The organism is Sphingobacterium thalpophilum (genome assembly GCF_901482695.1).
Classification (GTDB): domain Bacteria; phylum Bacteroidota; class Bacteroidia; order Sphingobacteriales; family Sphingobacteriaceae; genus Sphingobacterium; species Sphingobacterium thalpophilum.
Genome location: NZ_LR590484.1, coordinates 740,678 through 754,335 on the forward strand (window position 1 = coordinate 740,678; position 13,658 = coordinate 754,335).

Here is a 13,658-nt window from a genome sequence, read left to right on the forward strand (position 1 = left end):
AGCACCATGATAAAGCTATTTTTAAAAACTGCGTTACGAAATCTTAAACGCACTCCCTTAAATACAGTCATCAATATTGTCGGACTATCCCTGGGGTTTGCAGTTGCTTTGGTGAGTACGCTGTGGATCCTGAAGCAGTTTTCCTTCAACCATTATTATAAAAACTATGATACGATCCATCAGTTGATGATGACCGGTACTTTCAACAATGAAAAATCGACAGATGGAACTTCCACTCCTATCCCCCTGGCGAAGGTTTTGGAATCGGATTTTAAAGATGAAATCCAAGATGTTACATTGATTACTGATGCGGAAAGTAAGGCCATTAAAATGGGGGACAAAAAATTGAATGCAACAGGCTTTTACGCAATGGGCAAATTTTCGGAACTATTCTCCCTTGAAGCTATACAAGGAAATATCGCTACCCCAACCGCAGCTTCCACCTTGATTATCTCTGAATCATTAGCCAACCGCTTATCGGAGACTTCAGATGTTATCGGAAAAACTATACAGCTCAACGGAAAAGAACAATATACGATACAAGGTATTTTTAGGGACATTCCAGAAAACAATACATTTCACAAACTGGAGTATGTTCTACCTTTTGTAGATTACCTCAGGAAAAATGAGGGTATCGAAAGATGGTCAAACTGTTTTTTTAGTACCTATGGCAAAATCGCGGATACGCAAAATATCCGGGAACTTGAGCATAAGCTAACCAGCATCTTTAGAACAAATCTAACTGATATAAACCCCGAGATTTTACTGCATCCTATGTCCAAGTGGAATCTATATGATTCGTTCAAGAATGGTAAAAATGCCGGGGGGCAGATTCAATATGTATGGATGTTTGCCTGGATAAGTATATTTATTCTTTTGTTGGCCAGTATAAACTTTATTAATCTCAGTACAGCCCGCAGTCTAAAGAGAGGAAAGGAGATCGGTATTCTAAAATCTGTCGGTGTAAACCGTTGGCAGCTGATCACCGGCTTTTTAGTTGAATCCATCTTATCCGTATCCTGTGCATTTTTGATCGCAATCCTATTAAGTACTTTGCTGCTCCCATGGATTAACGCTGCAACGAATACCTCCTTAAGCATTCCATTTAATCGCGGTCAATTCTATCTGTATGCTCTATTCGGAACTTTCGTTATAGGTATTCTCGCAGGACTATATCCCGCGCTGTTCTTATCCTCTTTTAACCCGATCCTTGCGCTTAAAGGAAAAATGAATATTAGCAAAAATGGATTCAAGACTAGAAAGGGAATGGTAATCGTGCAGCTTGCTATTTCCATCTTTCTAATGATTGCTACCTATCTGGTGATAAAACAATTGCACTATACAAAAGATCGTCCGATTGGCTACAACACTTCAAACCTAGTGAACGTCAAAAGTAGCAGCGCATTAATTACCAAAAACTTTGCGGCCCTGCGAAAAGAACTGATCGATAGCCGTTTGATAGAAGATGCCTCTCTTTCTTCCAGCTCCATTAATCGGCTATCTTTAACTGGTGGTGGTTTTAACTGGCAAGGGAATGAAACAAAAGAAGGATCCATTATGGGAATTTTCACCGTAGACGAACACTTTGCCAAAACCGTACAATGGAACTTTTTGAAGGGAAGAAATTTTTCTAGGGATTTCAACACAGATTCTACGGGTGTAATTATCAATGAAGCGGCGGCCAAATTTATGGGAGTGACGGATCTGACAAGCAAACAGCTATCCAAGAGAGGAATCAATTATACGATTATAGGTGTCATACAGAACACGCTATCAGAATCCCCGTTCAAATCCATTACACCAACCGCCTATTTTCTTGACTTTTTGCCAAAAGACAAAATAACACTTAGACTGAATGAGCAACAAGATATGAATCAAACGATGAAAAAAATCGCTCAGCAATTTAATCGCTTTGATCCAGATCTCATTTTTGATTATACATTCACGGATAAAGAATATGCTAGGCAATTTGAACAGATGGAAATCATCAAAAGCCTGACCAGTATTTTTACAGCGCTCGCCATACTGATCTCCTGTCTTGGGCTATATGCTTTGGTCACCTTCCTAACGGAACAACGGCAAAAAGAAATTGGTATCCGCAAGGTGCTCGGAGCTTCAGAAGTTGGTTTATGGAAATTGTTATGCACGGAATATATCTGGTTGACATTGACCAGTTTTCTCATCGCAGCCCCTCTTGCCTATCTGCTAATGGAAACATGGTTAGAAAATTATGTCTATCGTATTTCAATTACCTGGACTGTATTTGGCCTTACTGGATTGACGGCTCTCGGCATTACCCTGATAACGGTCAGCTATCAAGCCATTAAAGCAGCATTGGCCAATCCGGGGATCACCCTCCGGAACGAGTAATACACATGTTCGGCGACGGACAGTAGACTGTCCGCTTCCGAACATACAACAGGTTCTTAAAACATATAACATCTAATAGTCAACAAGTTATATATATGGCAAACGGATTGAATTAACGAATTATAGTATACATGATCAGCATAGCACTATCAACTAGGATAGATTGCTTGGCCAAACAGTAGATTATGAAAAAGTCAAAACCTCAATATAATGATTAAAAACCGAGCTTGCGAGCTCATCGAAGATAATTATAAATGACAGACATGAGATGACAGATCTGGGACAATAGACTAGGTTCGTAGGCTTTCGGCTTGCACAACCAAAATCTCAATGCTCAGATCTCAATATTAGAAACATGATCAAAAACTATATCAAAACCGCCGCGCGGAACCTTTGGAAAAGCAAAGGATACTCTTTTATTAACATCCTAGGGCTGGCCTTGGGGATGGCAGTCTCTTTGATAATCGCCCTTTGGATCAATTCAGAAATAAGATTTGACCGATTCTACTCCCAAACAGACCGTCTCTATCAAGTATATACAAGAGATGTATTTGATGGTAATCAGCATACTTGGGGAGGTACCCCGCATGTACTCGGTCCTATCTTACAACAGGAACATCCTGAAATCGAACACGTGGTGCGTACCTCGAATATTAACCACCTTATCCACCACGATGCTGAACCGGGCCTCAGCTCCTCAGGGGTAGCGGTAGACGCAGCTTTTTTAAAACTTTTCGATTTCAAAATCCTAACAGGAAATTCTTCCAACCCATTATCCCGTCCCGATGCATTAGTGCTAACTGCTTCTACTGCCAAAAAATTATTTGGTACGGTAGATATCATTGGACGCCGGGTCGAGATGGACACCACTGTTTCCCTAACTGTTGAAGCGGTTATCGAGGATATTCCTTCTAATTCCAGATTCTATGGAAACGACTTTATCTGTTCTCTGGATTACCTGGCCAAAACGGGCAAGACTTTTACGGATTCATGGACAGCCTATAATCATGAGACTTATGTGCTTCTAAAAGAAGGGGCACTATTGGCCTCTGTCAATAAGAACATTGGAAATCTGGTTGCTAAACATACTAACAACACCACAAAAGCAGCGATCTATCTCTACCCTGCCAGCCGTTGGCATCTCTACAACAAATCGATCAATGGACAGATGGTGGCGGGCAATATCACCACGTTGCAGCTATTTGGACTGATTGGCATACTCATTCTATTGATAGCCTGCATCAACTTTATCAACCTAAGTACCGCAGGAGCCGAAAGGCGTGCCAAAGAAATTGGCCTACGCAAAGTAGTTGGTGCATCGAAAAAATCACTTATTCAACAATTTCTATTGGAATCCTTTATCATAACCTTTTTAGCTGGACTATTAGCGCTGTTGATGATTCTCTTAGCACTCCCATCTTTTAACAAGCTCATCAACGGACATCTTACGATCACAGATTACCCTATATTCTTTTATTGCCTATTTCTTACCACGATTTTCTTCTGCTCCCTCTGCGCAGGATTATATCCAGCTTTTGTGCTATCAGCTTTTAATCCGGTAAAAAGCTTAAAAGGGAATATTGTAACGGCCAAATCCAGTCTCCAGCCCAGAAAAATACTTGTCACTCTACAGTTTACCATATCGATAGGTCTTGGCATATGCTCTTTTATCATCGGTCAGCAGATCCGCCTTGGAGAGCATCGAGAAAGCGGATATGATCGTGACAACCTAGTATACGTACCTTTAGAGGGAAATTTAGATAAAAATTACCAAGCGTTCAGGAATGAATTATTCCAACAAAATATTATCTCGAGCATGACCAAATCTTGGGGGCGGATAAGTCGTTCGGGTAGCAATAGCTGGGGATACTCCTGGCCCAATGACCGACCAGAAGACTATGATGTCGTTTTTAACAATATGGCGACAGATGTTGATTTCACAAAGACAATGGGGGTCAAATTGATTCAGGGACGAGATATCGACATTTATACCTATCCTTCTGATTCCAGTGCCTTGCTACTTAATCAAGCTGCTGTTTCCAAAATGCGCTTATCCACGCCCCTTGGTACTCAAGTTACCGTAGCCAAGGGTACCGAGTACCAGCGTACCTATCAGGTAGTTGGTGTTATTGCGGATTTTGTTTGGCAATCACCTTATCAAGACATCGAACCAATGATGATTCAGGGCCCTATCGTTCCCGCAAATTATCTCCATATCCGACTAAACACAGCTAAAAGCTTATTGGCAAATATAGAGGCGATCCAGTCGCTACTTAAAAAGTATAATCCAGATTACACGATAGACATCCACTTTATTGACGAAGAGTATGCCTTAAAATTTGCGGGTCAAAAACGTACGATGAAGCTGACAGCTTTATTTTCGGGGCTGGCGATCCTCATCGCATGTTTAGGTTTACTGGGACTGGTCTCCTTCGCAACGATCCAGAAACAAAAAGAGATCGGTATCCGAAAGGTGCTTGGTGCATCTGTATTCGGAATTATTAAGCTACTGTCCCGCGATTTCATTAAACTCATCGGTATTGCTTTGCTCATAGCCTCACCTATTGCTTGGTGGATTATGAATCAATGGCTAGAAGATTATGTGTACCGTATCGATATACAATGGTGGATATTTGCATTAGCAGGCTGTTTAGCGACACTGATTGCTTTGTTTACGGTCAGTACATTGGCTATTAAAGCAGCAACAGCTAATCCCGTCGATAGTTTACGGGACGAATAGCAGAAAACTAAACAGCTAATACAATCCTATTATGATAAAGAACAATCTAAAAATAGCGTGGCGAAATCTAATAAGGAATTCTTCCACCTCGATCATCAATATCACCGGATTAGCCATGGGTATTGCGGTCTGTTTGCTGATAGGCCTATATGTCGCTGATGAGTTCAGTTTTGATCGTTTCAATACACATGCAGATCGCATCGTCCGTGTGATCTTCAGAGGTACAGTAAAAGGCGGAACAATGAATGAGGCTCATGTCATGCCGCCTGTCGCTGCCACAATGAAAGCTGAATTAGCCGAAGTACAAGAAACAGCACGGTTGCGACAAGGTGGCTCCCCCTTGTTTACTATCGGAAATAAAGTGTTTCGCGATGAACAAATGGCTTACGTAGATCCTTCCTTCTTCAAAATATTTACTCTCCCTTTCGTTAAAGGTAATCCTTCTACTGCTGTAACAATGCCATATACGGCTGTAATATCTGAATCTACTGCGCTCAAATATTTTGGGACTACGAATGTCATAGGACGTGATCTAACCATTAAAGATGACCAAAATATCTTAAAGATCACAGGAGTAATGAAGGATATTCCTCAAAACTCGCATTTCCATTTTGATATTTTTACATCTATGGAGGCACTGGAAGACTCCCGTTCGAAATCCTGGATGACATCCGAATATTTTACTTATGCATTGCTCAAAGAAAATACATCCCTAAAAAATCTGGAAAAAAACTTAGCAACACTATTTGACAAACATGTCGGTGCTCAGTTTATGGCTGGTTTCGGGATGAATTATATCGATTTCAAAAAGTCTGGCAATTCCATTGGTCTGTATTTACAACCGTTGACCGACATCCATTTACATTCCAATTTTGGCTACGATCTCAGTCCTTCTGGTGATATCCGGTATATCTATATCTTTAGTGCAATAGCCCTCTTTATGCTATTGATAGCAACCATCAATTTTATGAATTTATCTACAGCCAGCGGTTTCAAAAGAAGCCGTGAAGTAGGTGTACGTAAAGTCTTGGGAGCCAACAAATACAGCTTGATCCGTCAGTTTCTCACTGAAGGTATTATGCTGACCTATCTGGCCTTATTGTTGGCCATTGGTATCGTTATCATTAGCCTTCCCCTATTTAATCAACTATCCGGTAAATCCATTGAAATTCATCAATTCGATTGCACCTACATGATCCCGCTCTTACTCACATTTGGATTATTGGTCGGTTTATTTTCGAGTACGTATTCTGCACTGTACTTATCTGCTTTTCATCCTTTGACCGTATTAAAGGGTCGCTTGGTGCGATCTACACAACGGTTCAATATCAGAAGTGGTCTAGTCGTTTTTCAGTTTATTATTTCCGTGGGACTCATTTTCTGTACTGTAGTTGTCACTTGGCAACTCCGTTATATAAGACATATCAAATTAGGTTATGAGAAGGAAAATGTGATTGTGATCCAAAGTTGGCCTTTAGGTAAAAACGAAAAAAGCTATATCAAACTTCTATCAGAGGACAGCCGTGTCAAACATCTCTCCCGTTCATCCTATCTTCCCGCCGGTGAATCTGCCAACAACAACTTCTTTGTCTATCCAGACGGAAACACAGAAAAATGGGTCAAGACGCTACGCTATGACGTAGATGAAGAATATATTGATGCTATGGGCATGAAGCTTAGTAAGGGCCGAAGTTTTTCGAAAGCTTTCGGTAACGATAGTTTATCCATTATCGTAAATGAAACTGCAGCAAGAGATCTGGGCTGGAAAGGCGAAATTATTGGTCGCACATTGACCAATAAGGACAACAAAACTTATAATGTGATCGGGCTGGTCAAAGATTTTCACTTCAAATCCCTACACGAACAGATTTCACCATTGGTCATGGTACTTGGGGATCAGGCAGGAAGTCTAATTGTCAAGACACATACAAATGACACCGAAGGACTGGTCAAAAAGTTGAAAGCACTATACGATTCCTTCGCAACAGATATTCCATTCAACTATTCATTCCTCGATGAACGATATGCCCAAACCTATCAGGCTGAGGTCAAGACAGGAAGATTGTTAAGTATATTCGCTGGACTGACGATTTTTGTTGCCTGCCTCGGTCTATTTGGATTAGCTATTTTTACGGCAAATCAGCGCCGTAAAGAAATCGGTATACGCAAAGTTATTGGCGCATCCGTTTCGGGTATTACACAGATGCTTTCTGTACAGTTTATCAAACTTGTGTTTATCGCTATCCTGATTTCCTCACCCATAGCTTGGTGGGCCATGCACAAATGGTTGGAAAATTTTGCTTATCGTATTGAAATACAATGGTGGATGTTTGCTGTTGCGGGGTTACTTGCTATACTGATTGCATTACTAACGGTTAGTTCACAAGCCATTAAGGCCGCTTTAGCGAATCCAGTCGATAGCCTTCGGAATGAATAACAAAGGTTTAGCTTGATCCGCCCACTGCCCGCATCACCCGTCCGAACGGCAAGTTTTAGTGGATTGGGAACCAAACCGTCAAAAAAGCTTCCGTCGCGGCATTGCGAAAAGTGACCAATGCCGCCTCTAACGTAGCCAATGCCACCGCCTATTTGTCCCTCATTTTTTTAGCCGATTGGCTCTATTGTCAGCGCCACATCAGTTCAAATCCAATGTTCACCTACGAACATTTACTGTTCAAAATCGGACAGACACCTCCCTCACGTGAAGACATAACCACTAACAATCAACAACTTATTTTTTTGGCCAAACATTTGGTTTATACACTAACCTCCCTATTGTTAATCTATAGTAGGTGGACTAACTTTATTACTATACTTTTTCGGTTATAATGAACTTTACCAACTTCAAAATTGCCTGGCGGAATATCAGAAAGAAAAAAATCCAAAATCTGATCAATCTCATCGGTCTGACTTGTGGCATCACTTTTATGATACTTGTCGGCGCCTACATCTGGGATGTCCATCAGGTAAATAGCAGGATAAAAAATATTGATCAACAATTTTTACTACAGAGCACCTATAAGAAAGAAGGGTTTGGGATCAATTTGACCACAATTGGTGCCCTTCCCAAGGCGTTATACGAGGAGTACCCGAATTTAGTAGCCAACTACTACCGCCTTGATGGATTGACAGGTATAGTGTCTAACGGTAACACAGTTTATGAAGAAGGTATGTCGCTCGGTGATCCGAGCCTTTTGACCATGTTTGGCTTTGAGCTCTTAGCTGGTAATGTCAATACTGCGCTGAACAACCCTTTTTCAGTTGCCATCACGGATAAAGCAGCAGTAAAATATTTCGGAAAGGTAAATGTCCTGGGTGAAAATCTACAGATTAAAAATTTCAACGGTGAGAAGCATGATTTTGCGATCACCGCTATTGTCAAAACAGATGTTCAGAATGCCATTATGGATCTAACAAAAGGTATGCATGCTGATATTTTCTTGCCTATTGCTAACGAAACCTATTTCGGACGTTCGATAAATAATTGGGACAATCCTTATATAGCAGGTTATATCGAATTAAAGCCAGGCGTAACACCTCAACAGGTAGATCAGGCTATACTGAACCTTGTCCATAAAAATAAAGATAAAGAATTTGCTGATCAATATGCGCCAAATCTAAGGCCATTAAAAACTTACTATCTCGACGACAATCAGGGCGCAATACGAAAGATGATCAAGACCTTGAGTTGGGTTGCAATTTTTATCTTGATCATGGCGATCATCAATTTCATCAATTTTAGTATTGCACAGCATATTACGCGATTAAAGGAAATCGGCATGCGCAAAATTATGGGATCATCCAGGCTGCAATTAATCGGACAATTGTTGACAGAGTATATCCTTATCGTGGCTATTGCCGCTTTGATCAGTCTACCCATCTATATCCTCGTAAGCCCGCTGTTTGCACATGTACTCATGCGTGAGCTTCCATCTTTAATCAGTCTGCCAGGTTACTTTTTCGGTTTACTGGGGCTGTCGATTTTAATGATCGGCCTACTGGCGGGATTATATCCGGCAATTAAACTGTCCAATATCAATATACTTGCTTCGGTCAAAAATCAATTCGCCGCATTGGGTGATAAGCAATTGGTTCGAAAAGTGTTATTATTTTTTCAGTTCGCCGTCGCATTACTCCTACTGGTCTGTACCTTGATAATCTCCAAACAAGTTAGTCTATTTATAACCAGCGACTTAGGATATAACAAAGATTATCTATTGACTGTACAAGCCCCCAGAGACTGGTCAGAAACTGGAATCCGGAAGATGGAAACGGTCCGGCACGAGCTATTGCAGACAGCGGCTGTCAAGTCTGTAAGCCTTTCGTATGAAACCCCGGGACTATTAGGTTCCAATATGCAAGCGGCTTTTGGCAATAATAACGATACAGAAGTACAGGTTCAAAGGATTAACAGCGACAGTTACTTTCTTGAGACTTATGAAATCCCCCTATTGGCGGGCACTTTTTTACCCAGAAATACGGCGACAAATATGACCAATAGACCCGTTGTGATCAACAAGAAAGCCATGGAAGACTTTGGATTCAGCAATGCAGAAAATGCGATCGGTCAAAAGATTGCCGTAAATACTCCACAAAATAAGATGACCATCGTAGGTATCACCGATAATTTTGTCGCAAATTCTCTTCACCGGGCATCTCCAGCTATCATCTGGACGGATGTACACGACAGTTTCCAATACAGATACTTGAGCATTCGTTTAAGACCGGGACAATTGTCCAAGGCCGTACAAGGACTGGAAAAAAAATGGAAGGAATTAATGCCCGATGCGCCATTTGAGTATCAATTTATGGATGACCGGATCAAAGGCCTATACGAAACCGAACTGCAACTGCAACGTGCTGCACAGATCGCGAGTGCTGTATCGCTTTTGATTGTCATATTGGGATTGACGGGCTTAATTTCGCTATCGATTCATCTCCGTAACAAGGAAGTTGGCATCCGCAAAGTATTGGGCGCTTCATTGTCCCATTTGATGTTATTATTTTCAAAGGAATACTATGGTATATTCCTGCTAGCGGTGCTAGTCACAGTCCCGTCAAGCTATATGATCATGCAACATTGGCTGCAAAACTATGTAATCCGAATAGAAATCAACGCATTCACCTACTTGTTACCCTTAGCTATATTGCTTAGTGTATTGGGACTACTGGTTGGTGCCATCGTATTTCGGACTACCCGCTTTAATCCCGTCGAAAAATTAAGGGACGAATAAGAAAAAATAAGCCGTAGGTTGTTGAAGTCAAAAGTGCAATTTATTATTAACCGATTGGGAATGAAAGTTTATAATTGGTGTACCTACGGCTTAGGATCTTTGCAGCAATTTTTAGCTGTTTGCTGTGAACAGCTAAAAATTGCTTATTCGTTTCAGTCAATATTTCGCAGTTCGCTAAAACATAGCCGAATCGGTATCCGATAAAACAACAATATGGAACTCTTTGCATTTTCTTCTATATACCTTTATTTTTTGAATTTTCCCTGTTTTCATCATTGGCACATTTAAATAATATAGATTTTCAATACAAAAGAATGGAAAATATTTCAAAAACAAAAGCATTTGTATAAATAAAAATAACATTTTATATATTTATCTATACAAATAAGAGGAAACAACATAAGCGATGACAAAACTTGGAGAATTTTTAGCGAAGAAATCTGTAAACAAAGCCCAGATTGCCCGAAAAACAGGACTTAGTAAAGCCCGCATCAATGAATTGACCATGACCGAGACATCGAAATTACGGCTGGATGAAATGTACCTTATCGCCCTTGCTATCGATACCGATCCCGCGAAAATGATGTACGAGCTCTGCGATCATCTGCAGCTCAAAGAAGTAGAACAATAAGCCAGCCTTCCAGCCCATTGCGATTTGTCTGTACGATACCGAACGGAAACTGTTCAATATCGTACAGACAAATCGGAAACAACCAAACATAAAACCACTAAAAAACAGACACTTACAATTATGGCAATGCTATTGAATGAGGTCTAGCTGTCTATTTGATCTAATCACGGTCGGTCGGACATTAATATGGTTTCTGCTATGGTAAGCAACAATTTCAAAATCGCCTGGCGTAGTATGGCAAAAAATAAGCTCTATTCTTTTATAAAGATCGGAGGTTTTGCGTTTAGTATTGCGATCTGTATTCTCATTGTACTTTTTATCAAAAGTGAGACAAGTTATAATAAATTTTATCCCGATATGGATCGGACTTACCGGCTCGTCGTACAGCTTCCGATTGAGGGCAAAATCCAGCGTTGGGTATCCCTCTCTGCTCCCGTAGCTCCTACACTGAAAGCTGAGATTCCCACGATAGAACAGTCGGGGCGCGTGCTTCCCAATCCTTTATTCGGTGCGGGCAGCAATCAGCTGTCCCTCAATGATAATCCTGAAAGCTTTCACGATGATGGGTTTGTCTACGTTGATCAATCCATTTTGGATATGTTCCCCATGCCTATGGTTTTCGGGAAACTTGCGCATGCCCTGGATAACCCCAATACGATAGTCATTACCAGAAGTAAAGCCGCGAAATATTTCAAAAATGATCCCATCGGGCAAACCATTTACCTGAATAACAACAAATCCAAAGCGTATACGGTCACCGGCGTAATCGAAGACATGCCACAAAATTCAACTTTGGCGGGTTACAGCTTCTTTATGTCACTGGCAGGCGATCCATTTTACCCGGGCGAACAGATCCAATGGCTTAATAATAATTATACCGTTTATGTTAAGCTAAGGCCAAATGTGAACCTTGAACAGACAGAGGACGAGATCTTAAGAAACTACAAGGAGCATTATCTACCTGCATATCAAAAATCGGGACGCAAACTCAATCCTCTGTTCAACCAAGCAAAAATCAGGTTACAGAATGCACTTGACATACATCTTAAATCCGCGGATGTGGAGGACGATAAAGTCAGTACCTTAAACCGTGGCGATATTCGCATGGTCTGGACTTTCGCACTCATAGCGTTATTTATTTTATTCATTGCCTGTATCAACTTTGTCAATCTCTCGACAGCTAACGCTGCTACCAGAGCCAAAGAAATTGGTATCCGAAAGACAATTGGATCTACCAGACAAGCGTTGGTAAAGCAATTCTTATCAGAAGCTATATGGTATAGCCTTTTTTCCTTGGTCGCTGGCTTGTTCATTAGCTGGCTGCTGTTGCCCATCTTTAATGATGTCGCCAACAAATCCCTGACCATACCGTGGACTTCGCCTTACTTCTTGCTATCTCTGCTAGGGGCCATACTCTTGATCGGTGGTCTTGCCGGGATCTATCCCGCAATATATCTTTCCCGGTTCAAGCCTATCGAAGCACTGAAAAACAAAACTTCTGGTCCCAAATCATCCATGTTTAGAAATGGTTTGGTGATTTTCCAATTTGCCACCTCCATAACATTAATCATCAGCGCCCTGATCACGAATCAACAGATACACTACATTCTGGAAAAGGATCTGGGATTCAACAAGGAGCAGGTCATTGTACTACATGGCGCCGGAACGTTGTCCGACAAGATAGCCAGTCTTAAAAATGAACTAAAGTCCATAGCTAATGTTACTTCCGTATCAACAGGAGATTTTCTTCCTGTACCTATCGATGGTGCCAAAAGAAATGGCAACCCGTTCTGGAAAGAAGGCCGCCGCGAGCTGGATATGGCCATTCAGGGGCAATTCTGGGAAATAGATACCGATTATATTACCACATTCGGACTGAAATTGTCAAAGGGCCGGAATTTTGATCCCCAGATGGGCTCGGATAGTACTGCTGTCATCATCAATCAAAAATTGGCCGACGATCTGGGTTTGAAAAATCCCATCGGTGCAAAGATCACCAACGGCAGCACCTGGACCGTGATTGGTGTAGTCGATAATTTTATTTTTGAATCGTTAAAAGGTCAGGGTTTTAGTGGACTCGGCATGGTGCTGCGTGGACAGCCTTCCATAATAGCTATCAAGGTAAAACCAGAACAACTGAAACAGACGTTGGCGGAAATAACAGCCGCCTGGCACAGATTTGTACCAAATCAGCACATCAATTATACTTTTCTTGACGAAGGCTTTGAAAGTCTGTACAAGGACGTGGAACGTGCAAAAAATATCTTTTCCTGTTTTGCTGTTATCGCCATCTTTGTGGCGTCACTCGGGCTTTTCGGCCTTGCTACATATGTGACGCAGCAGCGTACAAAAGAAATCGGTGTAAGAAAAATTCTTGGTGCCAGCTCATTTAGACTTCTGAAACTGCTCTCCGGAGACTTCATAAAATTGGTGTTTGTAGCCCTGGTCATCGCTTCACCTGTTGCATGGTGGGCGATGAACCAATGGCTTACAGATTTTAATTATCGCATACATATCAATTGGCTTTACTTTATATTTGCGGGTATAAGCGCGATCCTGATCGCCCTCGTTACCATTAGCTATCAGACGTGGAGAGTCATCCGTGCCAATCCGGTAGACAGCCTAAGAGATGAATAGGTAAATTACCTTCCCCGTATGTTCGATTACGGACAGTTTGCGTCCA

The 13,658-nt window shown here is 41.3% G+C and carries 6 protein-coding genes; all 6 read left to right on the forward strand.

Annotation, left to right across the window (positions count from 1 at the left end; translation table 11 throughout):
• Positions 1-6 precede the first annotated feature (6 nt).
• Positions 7-2,370 carry an FtsX-like permease family protein gene (locus FGL37_RS03240; RefSeq protein ID WP_028072645.1) on the forward strand — a complete coding sequence of 788 codons (2,364 nt, stop codon included), beginning with the start codon at positions 7-9 and terminating at the stop codon, positions 2,368-2,370.
• A 355-nt stretch (positions 2,371-2,725) separates the two neighbouring features.
• Positions 2,726-5,110, forward strand: a complete 2,385-nt coding sequence (locus tag FGL37_RS03245; protein WP_028072644.1) for an ABC transporter permease — start codon at positions 2,726-2,728, stop codon at positions 5,108-5,110.
• A 31-nt stretch (positions 5,111-5,141) separates the two neighbouring features.
• Positions 5,142-7,547 (forward strand): ABC transporter permease, encoded by a 2,406-nt coding sequence (locus FGL37_RS03250; RefSeq protein ID WP_028072643.1) that lies wholly within the window; start codon positions 5,142-5,144, stop codon positions 7,545-7,547.
• A gap of 391 nt (positions 7,548-7,938) precedes the next feature.
• Entirely contained in the window at positions 7,939-10,344 is a 2,406-nt protein-coding gene (locus FGL37_RS03255) for an ABC transporter permease (protein ID WP_028072642.1), read from the forward strand.
• A gap of 406 nt (positions 10,345-10,750) precedes the next feature.
• Positions 10,751-10,975 carry a helix-turn-helix domain-containing protein gene (locus tag FGL37_RS03260; protein WP_028072640.1) on the forward strand — a complete coding sequence of 75 codons (225 nt, stop codon included), beginning with the start codon at positions 10,751-10,753 and terminating at the stop codon, positions 10,973-10,975.
• A gap of 234 nt (positions 10,976-11,209) precedes the next feature.
• On the forward strand, positions 11,210-13,612 hold the full coding sequence (locus FGL37_RS03265) for an ABC transporter permease (RefSeq protein ID WP_232048623.1): 2,403 nt from the start codon (positions 11,210-11,212) through the stop codon (positions 13,610-13,612).
• Positions 13,613-13,658 lie beyond the last annotated feature (46 nt).

Coding starts and splice junctions, on each gene's coding strand:
- FGL37_RS03240 (WP_028072645.1), top strand. CDS start 7: ATGATAAAGCTATTTTTAAAAACTGCGTTACGAAATCTTAAACGCACT.
- FGL37_RS03245 (WP_028072644.1), top strand. CDS start 2,726: ATGATCAAAAACTATATCAAAACCGCCGCGCGGAACCTTTGGAAAAGC.
- FGL37_RS03250 (WP_028072643.1), top strand. CDS start 5,142: ATGATAAAGAACAATCTAAAAATAGCGTGGCGAAATCTAATAAGGAAT.
- FGL37_RS03255 (WP_028072642.1), top strand. CDS start 7,939: ATGAACTTTACCAACTTCAAAATTGCCTGGCGGAATATCAGAAAGAAA.
- FGL37_RS03260 (WP_028072640.1), top strand. CDS start 10,751: ATGACAAAACTTGGAGAATTTTTAGCGAAGAAATCTGTAAACAAAGCC.
- FGL37_RS03265 (WP_232048623.1), top strand. CDS start 11,210: ATGGCAAAAAATAAGCTCTATTCTTTTATAAAGATCGGAGGTTTTGCG.